The organism is Spirosoma endophyticum (assembly GCF_900112365.1).
Lineage (GTDB): Bacteria > Bacteroidota > Bacteroidia > Cytophagales > Spirosomataceae > Spirosoma > Spirosoma endophyticum.
On the sequence record NZ_FOLQ01000004.1, the window covers coordinates 25,631 to 46,918 of the forward strand.

Genomic DNA, 21,288 nt, shown 5'->3' on the forward strand with positions numbered 1-21,288 from the left:
ACAATGAACGTAGTCATCATCGAAGACGAGAATCTGACCGCCAAACGGCTTGAAAGCTTACTTCACAAATACGATCCGGCTATTCGTGTACTGGCCCGGATTCCGTCGGTGGCCGAAGCCGTAGCCTGGTTTGGTGCACAAAATCTCAACGCTACGTCCCCTGATGTCGATCTGGTGTTTATGGATATTCACCTCGAAGACGATCTGGGTTTTCGGATTTTCGAGCAGGCTCACCTCACCACACCCGTCATTTTCACCACGGCCTACGATGAATACATGATTCAGGCGTTTAAGGTCAATAGCATCGACTATCTGCTCAAACCCATCAATTACGATGAACTGGTAGCGGCCATTGAGAAATTCAAGTCTCTGAAAAACCAGTTTGCCCTCGCCGGTTCACATGAGTACACGACGTCTCAACCCGATCTGGAAACGCTCTTAAACCTGCTCGGCAAATCGAAGCAAACGGATTATAAAGAGCGGTTTATGATTACGGTTGGCACTAAAATACGTAGCATCGAAACAAGTGAAATCGCCTATTTTTATCTGGAAGAAAAAGTTGTTTTTCTGGTCACCAAAGACGGACTGACTCTCCCCGTCGACTACAGTTTAGACAAGCTGACACAAATCCTCAACCCGCGCCAGTTTTTCCGGATCAGCCGCCAGTTCCTGGTCTCGCTACCCGCCATCCAGACCATCCATGCCTTCTCGGCAGGCAAACTCAAGCTGGACATGACGCCCAGATCACGCCAGGACGTATTCGTCAGTGGCGACCGCATGACCGAGTTTAAGGAGTGGCTGGGGAAGTAATGTGAGTTACCGCAACATATAATCTGTAGTCTAGCGATAGCAAAAAAGTTCGTACGTCGCCAACATGGGTGGTAGCTGCGTGTCAACAACAAATTTTATCACGATAGGTCAGGAGGCCAACGCCAGAGCAATAATGGTTTGGGCATTGGCAATGTGAGCCGCATACAGTAAAGATGCCTGGATATCAGCCTCTTCTAAATAAGGATAGTCAGCCAAAATCTCTTGGTTAGTCATGCCAGGAGCTAACAGTTCCAGAAGTTGCGCTACAGTGAACCGCATATTACGAAGCGTTGGTTTACCTTAACTGACAGCAGGCTTCAGGGTTACACGAGCAAGAAGATTTTCCATGACAAATAGACATTTCAATGAAGCTACGACTTTTTACTTTCCGTTCGGTATTGCTGATTCTCTATTGGGTATTAGTCAATAGAAAGTTTTCGCGAGTGGTAAACAAACGCCCGAGTTTGAAAAATGACGAAGGCAGTGGTTCTTTTTTAATTAGCTTGTTTGGTCTATCCGTTGCACCGGCTTTTAACGTAGCGATTCAGAAACTTCAGCCCATAAGCCGTACCTTTGCCTGATGGACACACCCGAGCAGCCCCGCCGTCAACGCGGCCAACGTACCAGTACCAAGCTTACCGTTGCGGAACCCGCCGAATTGATGGCGTTTTTGATCGCCAACCTGCCGCATAAGAATCGGAACAACATAAAATCCCTGCTCAGCAATAAGCAGATCCTGATTGACGGCAAGGTCTATACGCAGTTTAATCACCCCTTGCGGCCGGGGCAGGAGGTGACGGTAGCCGCCAATCGAGCGCCCGAAATAACTCAGTATCGGGGACTTACAATTCTTCACGAAGATCAGAACCTTATCGTTATCAATAAGCAATCCGGGCTGCTCTCCATGGCTACCAACAAGGAGCGGGACCATACAGCGTATGGCATTCTGAGCGACTACGTTAAGAAAGAGAATCCCAAAAACAAAATATTCATCATTCACCGACTCGACCGCGAGACGTCGGGGGTTATGATGTTCGCCAGGAGTGAGAAGGTACAGCGGCTGATGCAGGAATCCTGGAACGATACGATAAAAGAACGGACCTACGTAGCACTGGTCGAAGGCGTCCCACAGCCGCCAAAAGGGACCGTTACATCCTATCTAAAGGAAAGCAAAGCCCTGATTGTCTATTCGAGTCAGAATCCTGACAATGGGCAACTCTCCATCACCAATTATACCGTACTGAAATCCACAGCCGATTACGCGTTGCTGGAACTTGAGCTGGAAACGGGTCGCAAAAATCAGATTCGCGTTCATATGCAGGACATCGGCCACCCGATTGCGGGTGATTCCAAGTATGGAGCCGCAACAAACCCCATCGGACGGTTAGGCCTCCACGCCGAAGTACTGGCGTTCGAGCATCCCATCACGGGCGAGGCCATGAAATTCGATGCACCCGTGCCGAAAACGTTTCTGGCGATGGTAAAGGAACGGACTGAATAAAAGTATAATACAGAGATTCATGGAGATTAAAAGACAGGCACGGAGTATTCGGTGTATCTCTTTTAACCTCCGTGAATCTCTGTGTTACAACTATCCTGACTACTTTACGAATCGATATTTGATTAATACCCAGATCGCTTCGATACCATCAAACCACGAAATTTTCTTGCCTTCAGCAATGGATCGTGGATAATAATTAATAGGCAGTTCCTTGATACGTACACCGCGCTTGGCCACCTTAGCGGTCACTTCCGGGCAAAATTCAAAGCGTGTGCATTCGAGCGGAATAGATCGTAAAAAGGTAGATTCAAAGACTTTATAACAAGTAGGCTCGTCGGTGAGTCGTTGGTTATACAGGATGTTTGTCAGCAACGTAACGACCTGGCCACCGATATAGAAAGTCATATAGGAATGGTGGTTTTCACGATTCAGAAACCTCGACCCATAGACGACTTTCTCTTTCCCGTCGATAATCGGTTGCACCAGGGCCAGATAATCCTGCGGCTCGTATTCTAAATCGGCATCCTGAACAATGGCAATATCGCCCGTCATGTGTTGAATGGCCGTGCGAATGGCCGCTCCTTTCCCCTGATTATGCTCATGGTAATACACCCGGATGTTTGGCACAGACTGATACGTTGCCAGTAACTCACGAGTACCATCTTTGGAGCCATCATCAACAATAATTATTTCTTTCGTTAGGGGAACCGCCTGGACTTTCTCAATTAATGTATGAATAGACTTAATCTCGTTGTAAGCCGGGATCAAAACGGATAGTAGCATAAAAACAAAGATAAACGAAAAAGAAACCAACAGCGACGAGTTTACCTGCGCACCCAGTATGTCAGCGGGAACCGGGGATCTTTTACCTGCACAAAGTGCGTCTGCAATCCGGCCCGTAGTTGCCCAATTGCCTGCTTGTTGGGCGGCTTATTCAGGGTGGTACTATCGTCGATAACATTCGAACGATTCCCAAAGATGACTAGTTTCAGACTGGTGTCGGCAAGCGCCTGTTTATACGTATCAGGATGATTTTCAAGGTAGTGCGTCGTCTGCATTTCGGTATGAATAAACGGCACGTTGGGCTCCCGATCCGACAGGTAGTATAAACTCATAGCATTGTCGATGAGCAACACCTTGCCTTTCGGACCAGCTAACTGACGAATGTACTCGCCAACCTGCTCTTCCCCGTTATAATCGGCAACACTAATGAGCCGCTTTGCCGCATTGGGTCGATACAGAAGAAGACTAATCACGACCAGCACACAGCCTACGGCACCACCTATAAATAATCGGCGTTGTGCGCCCTGCCGCTGCGAATTTTGCTGCGTTAACCACTGATCACCAAGAAAACCCAAGTGCAAAGACAGGAAAACCGCAGCCGGAAAGAAATAATGACTGGCCTGCGTTTTTAACATGGCAATACTGGCAAAAGCCGCTAGCAGCAACGCCAGCCACAGAGCCGGTGTCTGCCGATAAAGGTCGCGGTATGGGCGTTGCCACACCAGCACAAATGAGATCAGCAACAGCAACAGCAGCCAACTCAATTTGAGAAAAAACTTGGTCAGGAAGAGCGTGTGTGACGGGTACCCGCCGAATGGATAAATGTAGGTCCACTCCAGGTGTTCATCCAGCCGATCGGTTGCGTAAAAATACAGCGCTGACAAGACCAGCGGGACGGCAAAACCCAGCAACACCAATAGCCCCCGACCGACCATTGGCCAGAATGTCAATCGGCCAGCCAGCCATAATAAGCCAATAAATGCGCCAAAACCTGCTACGTAGAAGGCTGCTACGCTCTTGAAGCACATAGCAAAACCTAACAATACTCCAGCAGCCAGCCAGCGCCAGTATTGTCGGCTATCCGTACCAGCGACCAGCGCGTAGGCATTCAATCCAAAGATGGCGATCCAGCTTTCGGGCTCCAGGAAATTAATCTCCATGAAAAAGCAGCAAAGGCCCGACAGCACGACGGCAAACAGGGCGGCCCGTTCGCCAAACAATCGGGCAGCACGCCATGTTGACACCAGAACACCAGCGGCCAATATGGTAATTAAGGCTGAAACGCTGGCATGATTATAACCACCCAGGAGGTTGAGCAATACGTTCGTTGACGAGTATAAGAGGTATGATTTAGTCGGGATAAAATCATATAATTGATGGCCTCTATCGAGCGAACGCGCCAGGATCAAATATTCATAGGCATCGTAACCATAGCCAGAATTGTAGGCGAACAGAAAAAAAACAGGGCAGAATAACCCCAAAAAGACGAGAAATCGTGTCATAAAACTCTAATACGGCACAGCATATAGTACGCTCTTACCGGACAAAGGTACTTGTTTAGACACAAGGCTCTAGGCGAAATACTGGCTTTTTATCGACCGTAAGATCATTACCCGCCAGACTATATAAAAATAATCCAACATGACAGTCAATAAACCCGCCAATTCTTCACCAGCTAATTTTCTGTATTCAGCACCCGAAAACGGGCATTCGACCAGATTGGTTTTCCCGTATAAGGATACTGACTCACCTTTGACGCGTTAATAAGAAATCCCATGAAAGCCCTGTTACTATCTGTACTCATCGTTAGTTCGACTGCTACGTTTGCCCAAAATCCGGCTACGCCTTCGGTGCCTACCAGCACAACGACAGCGACTGCGCCGAGTGCTGTTACGCCCCCTACACCAGCCTCACCCGATCCGTTCGGTGCTGCACCGAAAGATACAGCGCCAACGAATTTCACCGCTCCAGGTGGCCCAAGCCTCATTAACGAGCCCGCTACGGGTGGACGTACCCGGCCAGCAAATGCTCCGCTAACTACACCTTCGGAAGCGGACCCAATTGCCCGGGGAAATGGCAAAATAAGTGGTATGTTGATTGACTCGGCAAGTAACAAACCCGTTGAGTTTGCCACCATTGCCCTGCTTAACATAGCAACCAACAAACCTATTGATGGGACAACGGCCGATGCCAAAGGGAAATTTGTACTGGGTAAAGTGGCTCCCGGCAAATACCGGCTTCAGTACTCATTTATTGGTTATAAAGATAAACGTAGCAGCCTGCTCACGGTCGATAAAGGCAGCGACATAAACATGGGCACCGTTAAGTTAGGGTCTGATACTCGGACGCTCAACGAAGTGAACGTAGTGGGTCAGGCCGCTATTATCGAAGAAAAAGTAGACAGGCTGGTCTATAACGCTGACAAAGACATTGCTGCCAAAGGGGGCGATGCCGGTGATATTTTGCGTAAAGTACCTATGTTATCCGTTGACCTGGACGGCAACGTTAGTCTGCGGGGTAGCAGCAACGTAACGGTTCTGATCAACAACAAACCCAGTACGATCGTCGCCAGCAGCGTGGCGGATGCGCTTAAGCAGATTCCGGCCGACATGATCAAGACGGTGGAAGTAATTACCAGTCCGTCGGCCAAATATGATGCGGAAGGATCGGCGGGGATTATCAACATTGTCACTAAGAAAACGACCTTGCAGGGCGCTACGCTCGATGCAAACGGGGGCGTAGGAAACCGGGGGAGTAACCTGGGCCTGAACGGCAACTACCGGGTCGGTAAAATGGGCTTTTCGCTCGGTGGTTTCGGACGGGCGGAGTACAATGTCAAGGGTTCTTTTATGAACGATCAGTCGACCCGCTCCTACGACGCAACGACCAATACCTACTCGGCATACACCCGGACCGTTCAGTCAGCGAACACGCTGAGTTCCCGTTTATTTGGTAACTTCCAACTAGGCTGGGACTACGACATTGACAAAAGAACCTCATTGACCGCCAGTCTGCGTTACGGGGCCCGGAATAACATTGCCAATCAAACAAACCTACTCACGCAGACGACATCGCCAACCAGTTACTTCCCGAATATCAGCGACCGGAATGTAAAAACCACCGATTTATCGGGAACGGTAGATGCGAACGTAACGTATACTAAAACCTACAAGCCGCAGCAGGAATTGAGCATCCTGGCGCTTTTCAGCCGGAATAACCGCACGAACAACTTCGTATCCGACATTCTGGGAGGCACCGATTTCCAGACCATTACGTCCCGTATTAAAAACGATAACCTGAGTTATAACCAGGAATCTACGTTGCAGATCGACTATCAGACGCCGATCAAAACGAACCAGTTACTGGAATTTGGAGCAAAAGGAATTTTCCGGAAAGCCAACAGTGCCTATCAGTACTTCCTGGCCACCGGCGATACGGGTGAGTATCAGCTTGATAGAAGCCGTCCGGATAATACGCTGATATACGACCAGAACATTGCTGCGTCTTATTTGTCATACACCCTGACGACGAAGAATAAATACACGATCAAGGCCGGAGCACGCTACGAATACACCTTTATTGATGCCCAGTTCAGCAAAGAAACGAGTACGCCAGCGGAATCGATTCCTGATTATGGTACGCTTGTTCCCAGCATCAATATTTCAAAAAGCCTGAAGGGTGGCAAGATTATTAAACTGGCTTATAACCGACGGATTCAGCGGCCAGGTATTCAGTTCCTGAATCCGAACGTAAATACCTCTAACCCAACCAATATTACGCGTGGCAACCCATATCTGTCGCCAGAATTGACGGATAATATTGAGTTTGGTACCAGCGCCAGCATCAAGGGTCTGTACCTGAATGCTACGTTGTTTGCCCGACGTACGAATAACGAAATTACAGCCGTTCGCGACGTAACGACGCAGGAAATCAATGGCGTAAATCAACTGGCGATTCAAACCAATTACCTGAACGTTGGTCATCAGGACGCCTACGGCTTGAACCTGTTTGGTAATGGAATGCTGTTTGGTAAACTCCAACTGGGTGGTGGCATTGACCTCTACCATGTTAATCTGACGAACAACAATGCTAATCCGATTTATTCGGCCTCGAATTCGGGCTGGGTTCTTGGCGGACGTATCCAGAGTAGCATGTCGATCAGCAATGGCTGGGGATTCCAGATCTTCGGTGGTGGACGTGGTAATCAGGTTCAGCTTCAGGGGTACCAGAGCGCTATGTACTTCTACAGCTTCGGCGTTCGGAAAGAATTCAACGACAAAAAAGCAAGTCTGGGTCTAGCGGCCGAGAACGTTTTCAACCACCCATTTGTGCAACGGTCTGAGCTGTCTTCACCGATTCTGATCCAGAACTCCCAAACGAACTATTACAATGCAGGGGTTCGCCTGACCTTCAGTTACAAGCTCGGCAAGATGAGTTTCGATGCTCCTCAGAAACGAAAAAGATCTATCAATAACGATGATGTAAAAGGCGAAGGTGGCGAAGGCAATGATCAACCACAGCAGCAGGCGGCTCCAGCGGGCGGCACGGGTGGAGGTGGCAGAGGAGGTCGGCCACGGTCGTAATATACATATGCTTTTAGATTAAGATTAGGTTGGTTAAAAGCTCCTGACACTGTCGGGAGTTTTTTTTATGGCCGCGATTAATCAACTGGTTATTCTGAACGTACTGTTTCACTTCTTCTGGCCGCCAATTCCACTACGTTATACTTGTAGTAAATCAAATTGTAACTTACTTTACCCAACGGCAGTAATACATGCACCATTTCCCGCCTGAATGCCGCTGACTGAAAGCTAAAGACCGAAAAAATACGCCATCATCACGTTCACTTATGAAATCAAAAAACTTAGTTAGTCTCTTTGTTGCCGCCATATTTTTTGTTCTGGCGATTACGGGTCTGTTAATTTATTTCGGACAAGGTTCCCATATCGTTGATCATACCCACGCCTGGTTCGGCATTCTGTTCGTAACGGCAGCCGTCTTTCATATCGTTAATAACTGGTCGTCATTAAAAGGATACACCAAAAACCGTCGAACGGGTGGCATCCAGAAAGAAGTTATCATACCAACGGTGGTAGCCGCCGTTTTTGCCGCAGGTATTGGCTTTGACATACCCGTTTTCGACAAATTAGCCAATGCGGGCAAGAACCTTGTGCGGGGTGAAAAACCGAAAGATGGGCCCCTGTCACAAGCCAGGGTCGACTCGATTGCTAACGTCATTGAGGCAGCGTATGCCACTGCCTATAGCAAAGGCGACACAGCAGCCCTGGCAGCCATTTTACCTGCTAAAACAACGATTTTGACCGAAGCAGGAACGCTGCTTCACGGTTCGGATATACAGCAAAATCTGATTAAGCAAGTGACGAAGGAAACCATAAAAACCAAAGTTGACAATGCCGAAGCGCTTGACGATCACCTGATCGTGGTCCGTGGCACATCTACTACCGTCGGCACAACAACCCCATCTGTTTACACCCACCTGTTAAAAGAACAGGACAAAAAGTGGCAAATTATAGCGGCACAACGCGCTTATCCATCCGTTCAGTAAGTTTTCTGCGACACGATCACCCGCGTGTTTCCAGTACTCTATTCGCCATCAAATTATCCGGCCAGGTGACATTTTGACGTCTTACATACCTGCTTTCAGTTCGCTGAATTTGGGCCATTAGCGAAGTGTGTGGCGTTTTGCATTCTGGAAACCTACAACTTAACTCCTTCTTTTGCTTATGCGTACCGTTGCCATTCTCCTGTTCAATGAAATCGAAGTACTCGACTTTGCCGGGCCATTTGAAGTTTTTGGAGTGGCTGGACGGCACGATGATCCCAAGCCTTTCCGGGTATTTACGGTTGCCGAACAGGGACCCGTATACGCTCGCAATGGATTAAGCCTTAATCCAACTTATTTGCTCAACGATCATCCGATGGCCGATATCATCATTGTGCCGGGCGGGGGTGGTCGGCATGAGGATGGCACACCCTACGGCTCCCGGCGCGAAATGGATAACCTGGCCGTGTTGAACTGGGTCCGCCGGACAGCGAAAAGTGCGGAACTGGTTCTGTCCGTTTGCACTGGTTCCTACATTCTGGGCAAATCGGGTCTTTTGGATGGCTTAGCGGCTACAACGCACTTCTTAGCCGTTGAGGGCATGAAACAGGCCGCACCAACAACTGAGATACGCCATACCGAACGGTACGTCGACACCGGTAAAATCATTACATCGGCGGGTATATCGGCCGGCATCGATATGTCGCTGTACGTCGTCGGGCGGCTACTCGGCAAAGACATCGCTGACGAAACAGCCCGGTATATGCAATATGACTATTGGCAGTAAATGAATTCTGTTTTATTTTCCTTCTACAACCGCCCACTGGCGCAACTTCATCGCATCAACTTGTTTGTGAGCGGCTTATGTAGTTATCACTCATCAGCGAATTGCTCGGCTACGTAGCGCTTGTAGACTTTACCAATGCGCAACTCGTCTGTGCCAATCCAGACACTATCCGGTCCCCTACTCGTTATGTGCATCACATTTACAATGCAGGACCGGCTAATGCGGACAAACTGCCGTTTTGGCAATCGTTCTTCAGCCTCTTTCATGGTCAGGCGCGTAACGAAGACTTTCGGCTTAGCAATAATCTTCAGGTAGTTCTCCAGGCTTTCAATATACTGAATATCAGCGTACAAAATAGTTTTTCGCTCCCCATCAACGATACAGGTGAAAGACCCTGAATCATTGGCCAGAACCGGCGGCTTCGGTGGAGAAGGGCTTTCCGTCTGTTGATGCGTATGCAAATATCGGTAGGCAATGTAAACACCCAATCCTGTGACGGTGTATACCCAAAAATTGACCAGGTAAGGCAGTGAGTGCGCAATATTGAACTCCGTGTGAAGGATGAAATTCATGTTGAAAGACCCCAATACCATCAGCAGAAGAAGCCATCCAAAATAAACGCCTTTTCTACCCTGCAGGAATAGCCGCTCAAACAGAATGCGGTTATGAAAAATCAGCCAGCCATATAGCAACAGCAGGTATAAATAGGGAGATACTTTCGAAAATCCCGATCGCTGATCCATAGCATACTGGTCAGCGAGATAGTGAACGCCTAGCAAGGCCAGTAGGCCAAGCAGGTTGCGCACGACGAAATTATCCAACAGCCGATTGCGTTTCATTGGGTCAAATTACGACGTAGAATCAGGATAGCCATTAAGAACGTGACGAAAGGCATTCGTCACAGATAACGTCACTTGGTCACGTAAGTCTGGCCGTATAGCTGTCGCCTGCTCAATTTTGACAGCGCTCCGGCTCAAACAAACCCCGGGGTTCTTTCCAAATGCAAACGCTTCATACGATCAATATCATCGTACACGTCCTGTTCGGAACGCTTGGGTTGATCATCGGTTTAGTGACCTTACTATTCCAGAACCAGCCCCAACGGCATATTCGTTACGGGCGTTATTTTATGTTTGTCCTGATAGTTGTCGTCGCAACGGCGTTCATCGGTATTCTCTTTTTCCGGTCAAATCCATTTTTACTTATTCTCACGTTGCTGGCTGGCTATGTAGGTTACTCCGGTTACCGAACCGTTCGTCTGCGTGAACAGAAATCTTCCACCGTCGATAGGCTGCTTGCGGGCAGTGTACTCATCGCGGGTGTACTGTACGTAAGATCAATGCAACTGGCGGGTGGAAACTGGTCGCCAGCGGTAGTTTATCCAACGCTGTCGGCATTACTTCTTGTCGTAGGATACGACCTGATAAAACATGCCTGGCTTTTTCAGCGGCTCAAAACCTGGTGGCTCTACGAACACATTTACAAAATGATGTCGGCTTACAGCGCCCTTGCCTCAGCCTTTGCGGGTACCGTATTTTCCCACTATAAACCATATAGCCAGATTTTACCATCAACTTTCGGTGTGCTCCTAATTGCTTTTTTTATCTGGAAGCGAACACAAAAGCGGAAGAAAATTCTTCTATATCGCTGAATGAGCAAACGATTGACGCCATAGGGTCGATGTGTATTGGTCATTTACCTATCTTGTGCCGTGGTTTCATGCCGTATCGCTACTCTTTCAGGAAACCACTCCTATCAGCTCATGAAAAAAGTTGTCCTCTTCGCCTGTTTTTTATTCAGCCTCTCCCCTGCGTTTGCCCAAGACCGGCTCATGGGCAAAGCCTTTGCCACCCGTTCCGTCGTGATGGCGCAACATGGGATGGCCTGCACCTCGCACCCGTTATCAACCCAGGCCGCTATTGACGTATTGCGGTCGGGTGGTAACGCTATTGATGCCGCTATTGCGGCAAATGCGATGGAAGGGCTTGTCGAACCACACGTTAATGGCATCGGTGGGGATTTGTTCGCCATTGTCTGGGACGCAAAAACCAGAAAACTGTATGGCTTGAATGCGTCAGGACGTTCACCCTACTCCCTGACGCTGGCCGAACTTCAGAAACGGGGCCTGACACATATTCCATCGGATGGTCCGTTGCCGGTTTCGACGCCGGGTTGTGTCGATGGCTGGTTTGAGTTGCACAAGCGTTTCGGCAAGACACCCATGCCCAAAATACTGTCGCATGCCATTCGCTACGCTCGCGAAGGGTACCCCGTTCATGACGAAGCCTCCATTTCCTGGGCGACCATGATCGGCCGATTCAGTAAATATCCGAACGTAAAGGAAACCTATGCCCCGAACGGAGCCGCGCCCAAACGGGGTGAAATCTTCAAAAATCCAGCGTTAGCCAATACGTTGGAGAAAATTGCCAAGGGCGGTCGGGATGCGTTTTACAAAGGTGAGATTGCCCAGACGATTGATGCTTTCATGAAAAAAGTAGGTGGCTACCTCACGGCCAAAGACTTAGCGGACCATACCTCCGAATGGGTTGAACCTGTTTCGACCAACTACCGGGGCTACGACGTGTGGGAGTTACCCCCCAATAGCCAGGGCATTGCTACGTTGCAAATGCTGAATCTGCTGGAACCCTACGATTTTTCGAAGATTCCCTGGGGCAGTCCTGAGCATATTCACCGGTTTGTGGAAGCGAAGAAACTGGCGTTTGAAGATCGCGCCAAATATTACGCCGATCCGGCTTTCGCTAAAATCCCGGTTAAAGAACTGATTAGCAAAGAATATGCGGCCGAACGTATCAAACTTATTGATCCCAACCGGGCCGCCAGCCGGGTAGACGCCGGTAACCCTGCCCTCCGACAGGGCGATACCATTTACCTGACGGTGGCCGACGAAGAAGGAAACATGGTGTCGCTGATCCAAAGTAATTATCGGGGATTCGGCTCCGGCATGGTGGCTGATGGGCTAGGGTTTATGTTTCAGGACCGGGGTGAATTGTATAGTCTCATCGATGGACAAAACAATACGTTTGCTCCACACAAACGCCCTTTTCAGACCATTATTCCGGCTTTTGTGACAAAGGATGGACAACCATTTATGAGTTTTGGCGTAATGGGCGGAAGTTTTCAACCGCTCGGTCACGTTCAGATTATCATGAATATGATCGACTACGGCATGAATCCGCAGGAAGCGGGCGACGCACCCCGAATCGACCACCAGGGGTCATCGGAACCAACGGGCGAAAAAATGGTCGATGTTGGCCAGATCACGCTGGAATCGGGCTATCCCTACGAAACCATCCGCGATCTGATGCGTAAAGGGCATAAAATAGGGTATGGACTCGGCGGGTACGGTGGGTACCAGGCGATTATGTACGATACCAAAAACAAAGTCTACCACGGTGCTACCGAGTCTCGAAAAGACGGCCAGGCAGCTGGTTATTAGCAGGCTATCGGTTGAGCTTTGACAAAGTTTTTACTTTGTCAAAGCTTCAGATCTGTTCAATGATACGTTAAAGACCGCTTTTTTATTCGGCTGGTGTGCTGGCCGGCATACTGGTATTCCAGATGTCGCGGTGCAGTTTCCAACTGCCCTTTTCCTGTTTCCAGACAACCATGTATTTGCCCTTGTCCAGCACAGCCTCCCCACCATAAAGCGTGTAATTACCCGTTTCTATGATTTGATCGCCCGCTGGTTCAGCTTCAGCCGTTTCCAGATTGGCCTTTGTGATACCCATTCCGTAGGCTCCTTTCCAGAAGGCTCCGATAGCGGTAACGCCGGAGATAGCGTCACCACCGGGTGGATAGATTATGGCGTCAGTTGTATATAGGTCACCCATTGTCTCGGCTCCCTTGGAGAAGGTGTCCATAAATGTTTGATTGGCGGCAAGGATTACGTCATGCATACGTATAAGGATTTGATTGTGACGGGGAAAGGTGTTTTTCACTAAGCAACTACTACGTCGTTTGCCGTTTCAATCAGCCATTTTAGTAAACGGTATATATGTCTATGCCTGTTAATTCAGCTTTCTGAACATTATCCATTCATGACCAACAATCTGTTTACTCAGCAGGGTGGTATAAGCCATATTTTGTTGTTTAATATGAACACGGGATTGATTTTACGTAATAGGGGCGTTATAGCTAATTTTTGGTATCCCAGCCACGATCAAACCTCAAACCCTGTACTCCTTTGCGATTGCAAATTTCTGAAGAAAATTGGACCACCGACGCAGCTAATTGACGTCTTCATCACTATTGATGATTTTGTTACTCTGTTCGATCAATGGTTGTCCAGTCGAATTTTAGCTCTGACTTGCCAACCAACTCGCCCGCCGGAGTTAAGTAGTATCCAAATCATGACGATTTTGGTCTATTATCATCACTCGGGTTACAAAAATTTTCAATTGTATTACCGGTCTAATAGACAGCCCTGTTTTGTTTCGGGAATCGGTCAATCGAACACACTCAGAAGCATTGAAAGCAAAAATTCAGCCGGTTGTTATAAACGACCGGCTGAATAGCCTTATCCAACAAGTGACCCACCTTGCGTCGGAGTCGCTTACAGAACGTACATACGAATAGGCGGTTAGATTGGATTGGCTGGTCGTTTTTTATGAGTAATATAGAAGGCATTTCTACCGGGAATATATTACCATATAGGCAATCATTTAAACTAGTAATGAACGAAAAACAAATATCAATAGCAAGATAACGAATTGGTTGTACCGTTCAGTATATTTTTGATGTATTTACAATCATTCCCAGAAGATTATCCTCATCAATACCTAGATTTATAGAATATATGTATACCTATATGTAGTTAGTGTGCTTAACCTATAACTATAAACCTGCATGAATCTCGCATTGAGTGACGAAGAGACCATACGAAACCTTCTGCCTAACCAGCCGAATCAATGTTTCGAGACGCTCTATAATCGCTACGTTAATAAAGTCTATCAACGGTGTCTCTATATGACCAAAGACTCCGAAAAAGCGCAGGACTTTACCCACGATATCTTTATGAAAGCGTTTGATAAATTAGACGCTTTCCAGGAGCGATCCAATTTTTCGACCTGGCTTAATACCATTGCCCACAATTATTGTTCCGATCAACTACGGCTGGCAAAACGAATTAACACGATGCCCCTGGATGAAAATCATGAGCGTAGTTTGTCAGATTCCAGAGAGGCCAATTTGCAGGAGGAAACCCTTCAAATATTTCAACGGGCCTTGGCTGAACTCTCATTGAAGGAGCAGACGCTGCTACGGTTGAAATACGAGCAGGGAATGAGTATCGACGAAATAGCCAACATTTATAAGCTCAAAACCAGTGCGGTCAAGATGCGGCTGAAACGAAGTCGGGAGAAATTACAACAATTGTGTAAAGCCGAATATATGAATTAAATCTATTTTTTATTTTATCTAACAATCCTATTTCCGTTCTATCGTCTACTGATATCTTAATCTATAAATCATACTGATTTCATAGCCCATCTATCCAGTTAGTGGGCTTTTTTCATGCAGATCAGTTTCCCTCTCTATCGGGACAAGATCTATTCCAATAGTCTTAATTGAATTAACCATGCCCCGAATTACGCCCCTGCCCTCCCATAAAGCTACAGCCGATATACAGGCTGCCTTTGACGCTCATGTGGCCGACTATCCCGGTAGCCGCATCACCAATATGAAAGCTACGCTGGGGCGATCGCTCCTGTCGTTTCAGGTGTATATGCAGTGGTATCCGTTGTATGAAGAGGTCAAGAAAATTGTTGGAAACCGGCTGGCCTATTTATACGCTCATGCCATTTCGGAAAGCGCAAACTGCCCGCTTTGTACTACGTTCTTTCGGCGGATTATTATTGATAATGGAGAACGTCCCGAAGATCTAGTCTTGACCAGCCACGAACAGGCTGTTATTGATTTTGGCAGTGCCATTGCCCAGAATAAGGGCGAGATTCCAGATGAACTTTACCTGCCCATTAGCGAACGCTATGCAGATGAACAGATCGTTGTACTGGTGGCTTTTGCCGGGCAGATGATTGCGACCAATGTGTTCAATAACGTACTGAACGTAACCATTGACGAGTATCTCTTTCCGTACCTTCCCTTAACACAAGAAAACCATAATGGCTGATTTTCAGGATAAAGTAGCCTTTATTACGGGAGCCGCCCACGGTCAGGGGCGAGCTGTTGCCTTGGCGCTGGCACAGGAAGGAGCTTCTATAGTAGCTTTTGATCTGGCAAAACCGTTGGCCTATCCTGGTTATGCTTTGGGTTCTGAAAGTGAACTGGATTCCCTAAAACGCGAGATCGAAGCTCTCGGTAGTCGGTGCCTGACGGCGACTGGCGATGTTCGGCGCGATGACAATATAAGTCAGGCAGTCGATGCAGCCCTTGCTACGTTTGGACGTATTGATATTCTGTTCAACAATGCGGGAATCTGCGCCTACGGACTGGTTCACGAATTGCCTGAGGAAGAATGGGACGCTATGATCGATATCAATCTCAAGGGTGCGTGGCTCGTTGCCCGACGCATAATTCCGGTAATGATGAGGCAGAAATCGGGCGTTATCATTAACAATTCTTCCATCGCCGGACTTCGGGGCATGAATCGGCTGAGTCATTACGCGGCTTCGAAATGGGGATTGGTTGGCCTGACAAAATCGTGGGCCATTGAGCTGGCTCCGTATACCATTCGCGTCAACTCCATTCACCCAACGGGCGTCAATACGCCCATGAACGACGGACTAGCCGAATTGGAAGGCACAACGACCCAGGAAATTGCCGAACGGTCGGCAGGGAATCTGCTCCCGGTACCGTGGGTCGAACCGGAAGATGTTTCAGGAATGGTGCTGTATCTGGCCTCAGACAAAGCTCGCTACGTTACTGGCGCACAATTTGTTCTCGATGCAGGCTTGCTGACGCGGTAAATTCAGATCAATTCTTTCAAAAAAGACGGTGCCACCGCACGGGCGGTCCCGCGCAACGGCGGACTGTGCGGTGGCACCGTGGCACCGCTGTAGCTACAACTTATTTCTCCCGAACGCACCGAAAGCCCAGATTACTGCTGCCGCTGCTCACTTCGCCTTTGCCCCTACTCCCAGCTTTGTAGCGGATGCAGTATTGGTCACTGCATAAAAACGAACCGCCCCGCTGTACATATTTCACGGCACCCGGCTCTTCAGGGTCATAACTGTCTTTCGGTCCTTTTGGATTAGAAACTGGGCTACTTTGGTAGTAATCAGGCCGATACAGATCCTGACACCATTCCCATACGTTCCCGTCCATATCAAACAAACCATATGAATTGGCGGGAAACGATTGGACTGGCGCTACCCCGGCAAAGCCATCTTCCGACGTGTTTTTGTTGGGGAAATCACCCTGATAAATATTAGCGATCCACTTACCACCCGGCTTTAATTCATTGCCCCAGTAATAGGTTCGCGCGCCTTTACCGCCCTGCGCAGCAAACTCCCATTCGGCTTCAGTCGGCAGGCGTTTCCCAGCCCATTTGGCATAAGCGGCCGCATCTTCCTGACAGACATGAACAACCGGCAAGTTCTCCCGTCCCTTGAGCGAACTCTTCGGCCCTTCGGGCTGCTTCCAGTTGGCTCCAGGAACGTACTGCCACCAACGTAGCGGATCAGATAAGGAAACCTTCTCAGCAGGTGGCGTAAACACGGCCGAACCCGGCACGAGTTTATCAGCCGGAACGCCGGGATAATCACTTGGATTTAAGGGACGTTCGGCCACTGTCACGTAGTGAGTAGCTGCGACAAAACGAGCAAATTCAGCGTTGGTTACTTCATGCCTGTCCATCCAGAACCCATTGACCGTTACATTATGCACGGGGCGGGCATCAGGAAACTCGTCGGCGCCCATCTGGAACGTACCGCCGGGAATCCAGGCCATGCTGTCGGTGCTGGTTTCACCTGACCCAGTTACCGAAGCCGCCTGACGAACAGCCGCCGAACGGGATGGAATGCCTTTTGCTACACAATTAGCCCCGCTGTCGGTCTCAGTAACAGCCGCCTGATCGGTCTTACTTGATGAATTACAGCCTGAAAAAGCAAAGACAACACTACTTATCAAGGCTGCTACGTAGCAACGTAGCGGCAGTTTCAACCGACCTGTACTAAAAAAAAATACCTGATTATCAATCATTACGTAGTAACTCACCAAAACATCAACAGGAATAAGTCTGGCTGATTGTTTGTTTACTTATCCGTCTTACCAGGCTGTACCCCCAATGCTTTGCCGGGTGTTTCGGTAAGCAGTTCATTAATGTCGGCATTGAATTCCTTCACAAACTCTGCATAATATTGGCCCGTAGCTGGACCGCTATAACCGGTGTGAACCTTCGCAATTTCGCCCTGACGATTTACGAAAATAGTAGTCGGGAAGGCCATCACGTTCTCCAGTGCAGGCAACACCGAGGATGCATACTTTACATCAGCCGTTCCGGCGAATAATACGTCATATTCGACGCCAAAGCGCTTTTTAAAGACTTCCAGGCGAGTTTTGGCATAGGCCGGATCATTCTTTCGTTCGAACGCCAGCCCGATTATTTCAACACCGCGCTGTTTGTTAGCCTGATACCAGGGAACCAGAAACGAAGCTTCGTCCAGGCAGTTTGGGCACCAGCTACCCAGAATCGTTACCACAACCACTTTACCCTTGAACTTCGGATCACTGAGGGATACGGGTTTTCCAGTAAACGCGTTGGGGAAAGTAAACGCAAACGGGGTACCGGCCTTAACTTTTGTCAACGTATAGGCATCGGGCAAAGCAGCTTCAGCATTACGAGTACCTTTAATAGTCTGCGATGCTCTTGGATTGGTCAGCTCAGCCGTAAATTCATTATCCCTGATTTTACCTTTGAGCAGTTGTGGACTGGAGCCGCTAAAGGCTGATAAAGAGAACTCATCGCCCTGCACCGTACCTTCAAAAAAGCGATAGTCGCCCGTAGTGCTCAAAAACGTACCGGTCACTTTGTTCCCCGATTGATTGAACACGCCCACGGTCTTCGTCCCGCTGCCCATCGTTACGTCCCATTTGCCATGAAGACTCACCGTAGCGGCAGCCGGTTTCTCTACAAATCGATACCGCTTTCCGAACTCTGCTTTGAACGGAATTGGTGCAACGGAAGGCCGTTTGAAAACGCCCGAAATCGTTTTATCGGTCTCAAGTTTAGCGGCCAGCACCGCATCATAAATCTCAACGGGGATGAAAAGCGAATCACCCTTCTGGCTGACACCTTTCAACTCAAAACGTTCCGAACCATTTAGTAACCAGGCATTTGTGCCTTTCAGTTCAAAATTAAACGGTGACTCCTGATTGCTGGACAACGTGAATGTGCCGCGCCAGAAACCATCCTGTGGTTTGGTTTGGGCCAGACTAATTGAACTGGTTAGCAACAGACCTGCTGCTGCAGCTAGAGCGGTACGTTTCAGAATCATGGTTGTATCGGTTTGAATGAGACGGTATTTACGGATGCTACGCGCCGTATCATAAGGGATCGGTGTCACATAAATCGACAACGGCAACAAGACGCGCTGGGTTCAAACCAGCACCTCTTTCCGATAGCGGATAAGTTCTTCGATACTAACGAGTTTCATCCCAAACCGATCTGCCAGTTGCCGAAGTTCAGGGAGTCGGGCCATGGTGCCGTCGGCGCTCAGAACTTCAACCAGCACACCCGACGGTTTGAAGCCTGCCAACACAGCTAAATCCATCGCTGCTTCGGTATGACCCGTACGACTCAGAACGCCACCCGTTTGCGCAATCAGGGGAAAAATATGGCCGGGTCGGCCAAAATCGTCGGGCTTGATTTGCGGATCAACGAGCGCCTGAATCGTTTTCGCCCGATCGTGAACCGAAATGCCCGTTCCACAGCCAAAGCCTTTTAAATCAACCGAAACGGTGAAGGCCGTTCTATGTGTTGCGGTATTTTCCGTCACCATGAGGGGCAAATCCAATTCCTGGCAACGTTCTTCGGTAAGAGCAACGCAGATAAGGCCCCGCCCTTCTTTCGCCATAAAATTGACCAGTTCCGGCGTGATGCACTCCGATGCACCGATCATATCGCCCTCATTTTCCCGGTCTTCATCATCAACGACGATAACGAGCTTACCCTTTTTGATGTCTGCAATTGCCTCTTCAATACTATCTAACAAGCGGTCTTCCATTTTGCAAATCTGTACCTTTTTTCGTTCCTAAAACGCTCGATACAACTACGTATCATCCGGCTTTAGAGAAAGGGAAGGCAAAGATAGGCTCATATCCTCAGTCTACAACCCTGGCGATAACCCGTTGGTAGCGGGTTAAAGAGGGCGTTTTCGCATCGGTTACCTCTAAGATGACGTGAATGGTTTTACCCGCCGATGCATCGTTGGGGACTGTAAACGAAGCTTTCGGCTTGTCTGCATGCTGAATAGCTACCTTTCCGGCATACGTACCGACCTCTTCGTACTGCCACCACCGATACGTTAGCGCGTCGCCATCGGGGTCACTGGCCAAACCGCTGAGCGTCACCTGCTGGCCGGGTTTAATCTGAATATTGGCCGAATGAGCTAATTTCACAACCGGCGGGTGATTGGCTTCTTTGTAGCTTTTGACACACCAGTCGGCGCGAACGGCGAAGTCGTTTTGCAGAGCCGGAATCCAGCGGGTTTGCGGGTAAGCGGCATCCTGCTTTTTCGTGTAAGGGTCATAGTCGGTGACGGTCTTCCCGTCTTCCCAGCGATACGGATTTGCTGCCGATTGAATCATGCGACCACCCCAGCCTCCATACGACACGTCTTCCCTGCTGCGTAATCCGACGTCAATCAGGTAGAAAAACGCGGGCGAATCGCCCTCCGAGATGAAGTCATACTGGCTACGATCGTATTTTTTGGCTTCCTGCATATCCCCGTGCGTATGCTCAGGATCACCGGGGAGTTTTGCTCCATCACCCCACAAATAATAGGCTTCCAGCAATGGTCCGTGCCCGAACTTTATGTTTTCGGCAAACCATTTACCGCTCAAATACGGCTGAAGTTCGGTGGGTACGACACGCGGCCACAGGTAAGCGAAACTCCAGAACTGGTCCGAATTATAGAGTACTTTGATCTTTGGCCAGTTGGGAGCGACGTACTTTTGATACGTAGCATCCTGATCGAGAACGGCGTAGATGATCGCCTTATCGGACACTTTTTTCTCAATAGCCGCCCATTCCGGTTTTCCTTTATACTGATCCTGAATGGATTTCAGAGCGCGGGCTACCGTGTTGGTGCCGCCCCAGATCTGCAGATAGACCGGACTCGGGTTCGCATCGAGCAGAATCTTTTTGATGAAATCTGAGCCTTCAGTGTCCCGGTTCATTTCGCCTTCAAAGTCGATATTTCCAACCCGAACGAGACTTTTCAAATGCGCTGGCGAGGGGAAACCACTGGCGTGTTTTATCAGATTCGGGTAGACCTTCGCATACTTGTCGATGTAGGTCTCCATCCAGGTCGTGCCTGGCCAGCGCAATTCAGTACGTTCGCCATAGCGCTTGGCCGTGCTGGCCATCTCCGACGTCATCTTCGTGCCTTTCCCATCGCCTTTGTAATGCCACTGCGAACTGCTGTAGACCAGTCCCACAATATCAAACTCATTGGCATACAGCAACAACCGGATGAACGTATCGACGTCGTCCACTTCACCATCCGTCGTCACAATCGTGCGGGCTTTGCCGGAAATCGCGTCTTTCGGTTGGGCAAAAAGTGGCATAATAAACACCATTTGCAAGGCAAAGAATAAGGTGACCGCTTTCATTTTGAAAAGAAAATAGGTTAGGTAGGTAAATGA

General features: G+C 48.8%; 18 protein-coding genes and 3 pseudogenes. 12 read left to right on the plus strand and 9 right to left on the minus strand.

All coding sequences use genetic code 11. The features are described 5' to 3' along the window. Positions 1 to 3 precede the first annotated feature (3 nt). On the plus strand, positions 4 to 810 hold the full coding sequence (locus BM202_RS12145) for a LytR/AlgR family response regulator transcription factor (RefSeq protein ID WP_093826357.1): 807 nt from the start codon (positions 4 to 6) through the stop codon (positions 808 to 810). Positions 811 to 918: 108 nt separating this feature from the next. Here the strand turns inward: BM202_RS12145 and BM202_RS12150 are convergent. Next, positions 919 to 1,098: pseudogene (locus BM202_RS12150) on the minus strand (DUF433 domain-containing protein); the annotation flags it as partial. A 77-nt stretch (positions 1,099 to 1,175) separates the two neighbouring features. Between BM202_RS12150 and BM202_RS12155 the strand changes: the two are divergent. Beyond that, the gene (locus BM202_RS12155) at positions 1,176 to 1,391 is read left to right on the plus strand and encodes a hypothetical protein (protein ID WP_093826359.1); all 216 of its coding nucleotides are present in this window, start codon (positions 1,176 to 1,178) and stop codon (positions 1,389 to 1,391) included. Next, entirely contained in the window at positions 1,391 to 2,311 is a 921-nt protein-coding gene (locus tag BM202_RS12160; RefSeq protein WP_093826362.1) for an RluA family pseudouridine synthase, read from the plus strand. The genes BM202_RS12155 and BM202_RS12160 overlap by 1 nt, the downstream gene beginning before the upstream one ends. A 99-nt stretch (positions 2,312 to 2,410) precedes the next feature. On the opposite strand, the gene BM202_RS12165 is transcribed toward BM202_RS12160, so the two are convergent. Together BM202_RS12165 and BM202_RS12170 are read right to left on the minus strand one after the other, a co-directional pair. Then, complete coding sequence (locus BM202_RS12165) at positions 2,411 to 3,094, minus strand: glycosyltransferase family 2 protein (RefSeq protein ID WP_093827228.1); 684 nt, start codon at positions 3,092 to 3,094, stop codon at positions 2,411 to 2,413. Positions 3,095 to 3,135: 41 nt separating this feature from the next. Beyond that, entirely contained in the window at positions 3,136 to 4,596 is a 1,461-nt protein-coding gene (locus BM202_RS12170; protein WP_093826365.1) for an ArnT family glycosyltransferase, read from the minus strand. Between the two features lie 273 nt (positions 4,597 to 4,869). Between BM202_RS12170 and BM202_RS12175 the strand changes: the two genes are divergently transcribed. From BM202_RS12175 to BM202_RS12185, 3 genes are all read left to right on the plus strand, one after another. Continuing rightward, positions 4,870 to 7,677, plus strand: a complete 2,808-nt coding sequence (locus tag BM202_RS12175) for a TonB-dependent receptor (RefSeq protein WP_093826366.1) — start codon at positions 4,870 to 4,872, stop codon at positions 7,675 to 7,677. Between the two features lie 266 nt (positions 7,678 to 7,943). Continuing rightward, a complete protein-coding gene (locus BM202_RS12180; protein ID WP_093826368.1) occupies positions 7,944 to 8,660 on the plus strand; it encodes a DUF4405 domain-containing protein in 717 nt (238 codons plus the stop codon). 178 nt (positions 8,661 to 8,838) lie between these two features. Further along, positions 8,839 to 9,444, plus strand: coding sequence for a DJ-1/PfpI family protein (locus BM202_RS12185; protein WP_093826370.1), 606 nt, complete (start codon positions 8,839 to 8,841; stop codon positions 9,442 to 9,444). An 86-nt stretch (positions 9,445 to 9,530) separates the two neighbouring features. Here the strand turns inward: BM202_RS12185 and BM202_RS12190 are convergent, their stop codons facing one another. Next, on the minus strand, positions 9,531 to 10,283 hold the full coding sequence (locus BM202_RS12190) for a LytR/AlgR family response regulator transcription factor (RefSeq protein ID WP_093826372.1): 753 nt from the start codon (positions 10,281 to 10,283) through the stop codon (positions 9,531 to 9,533). A gap of 161 nt (positions 10,284 to 10,444) precedes the next feature. Here BM202_RS12190 and BM202_RS12195 point away from each other — a divergent pair, with 161 nt between their 5' ends. Then, positions 10,445 to 11,095 carry a hypothetical protein gene (locus BM202_RS12195; protein WP_093826374.1) on the plus strand — a complete coding sequence of 217 codons (651 nt, stop codon included), beginning with the start codon at positions 10,445 to 10,447 and terminating at the stop codon, positions 11,093 to 11,095. Between the two features lie 111 nt (positions 11,096 to 11,206). Continuing rightward, positions 11,207 to 12,901 (plus strand): gamma-glutamyltransferase, encoded by a 1,695-nt coding sequence (gene ggt, locus BM202_RS12200; protein ID WP_093826376.1) that lies wholly within the window; start codon positions 11,207 to 11,209, stop codon positions 12,899 to 12,901. An 82-nt stretch (positions 12,902 to 12,983) separates the two neighbouring features. Here the strand turns inward: ggt and BM202_RS12205 are convergent, their stop codons facing one another. Then, positions 12,984 to 13,361 carry a YybH family protein gene (locus tag BM202_RS12205; RefSeq protein WP_093826378.1) on the minus strand — a complete coding sequence of 126 codons (378 nt, stop codon included), beginning with the start codon at positions 13,359 to 13,361 and terminating at the stop codon, positions 12,984 to 12,986. 303 nt (positions 13,362 to 13,664) lie between these two features. Between BM202_RS12205 and BM202_RS39310 the strand changes: the two are divergent. From BM202_RS39310 to BM202_RS12225, 4 genes and pseudogenes are all read left to right on the plus strand, one after another. Beyond that, a pseudogene (locus tag BM202_RS39310) lies at positions 13,665 to 13,874 on the plus strand (hypothetical protein); the annotation flags it as partial. 436 nt (positions 13,875 to 14,310) lie between these two features. Next, on the plus strand, positions 14,311 to 14,862 hold the full coding sequence (locus tag BM202_RS12215; RefSeq protein ID WP_093826380.1) for an RNA polymerase sigma factor: 552 nt from the start codon (positions 14,311 to 14,313) through the stop codon (positions 14,860 to 14,862). Between the two features lie 178 nt (positions 14,863 to 15,040). Beyond that, on the plus strand, positions 15,041 to 15,592 hold the full coding sequence (locus BM202_RS12220) for a carboxymuconolactone decarboxylase family protein (RefSeq protein ID WP_093826382.1): 552 nt from the start codon (positions 15,041 to 15,043) through the stop codon (positions 15,590 to 15,592). Then, entirely contained in the window at positions 15,585 to 16,388 is an 804-nt protein-coding gene (locus tag BM202_RS12225; protein WP_093826384.1) for a mycofactocin-coupled SDR family oxidoreductase, read from the plus strand. Before BM202_RS12220 ends, BM202_RS12225 begins: the two co-directional genes overlap by 8 nt. Before the next feature lie 100 nt (positions 16,389 to 16,488). Here BM202_RS12225 and BM202_RS12230 read toward each other — a convergent pair whose 3' ends face one another. From BM202_RS12230 to BM202_RS12245, 4 genes and pseudogenes are all read right to left on the minus strand, one after another. Continuing rightward, positions 16,489 to 17,622 (minus strand): formylglycine-generating enzyme family protein, encoded by a 1,134-nt coding sequence (locus BM202_RS12230; RefSeq protein WP_093826386.1) that lies wholly within the window; start codon positions 17,620 to 17,622, stop codon positions 16,489 to 16,491. Positions 17,623 to 17,675: 53 nt separating this feature from the next. After that, entirely contained in the window at positions 17,676 to 18,917 is a 1,242-nt protein-coding gene (locus BM202_RS12235; protein ID WP_093826387.1) for a TlpA disulfide reductase family protein, read from the minus strand. A gap of 120 nt (positions 18,918 to 19,037) precedes the next feature. Then, positions 19,038 to 19,646 (minus strand): annotated as a pseudogene (gene ribB, locus BM202_RS12240) (3,4-dihydroxy-2-butanone-4-phosphate synthase); the annotation flags it as partial. A 97-nt stretch (positions 19,647 to 19,743) separates the two neighbouring features. Next, positions 19,744 to 21,255, minus strand: a complete 1,512-nt coding sequence (locus tag BM202_RS12245) for a DUF1593 domain-containing protein (RefSeq protein ID WP_093826391.1) — start codon at positions 21,253 to 21,255, stop codon at positions 19,744 to 19,746. Positions 21,256 to 21,288: the final 33 nt, after the last annotated feature.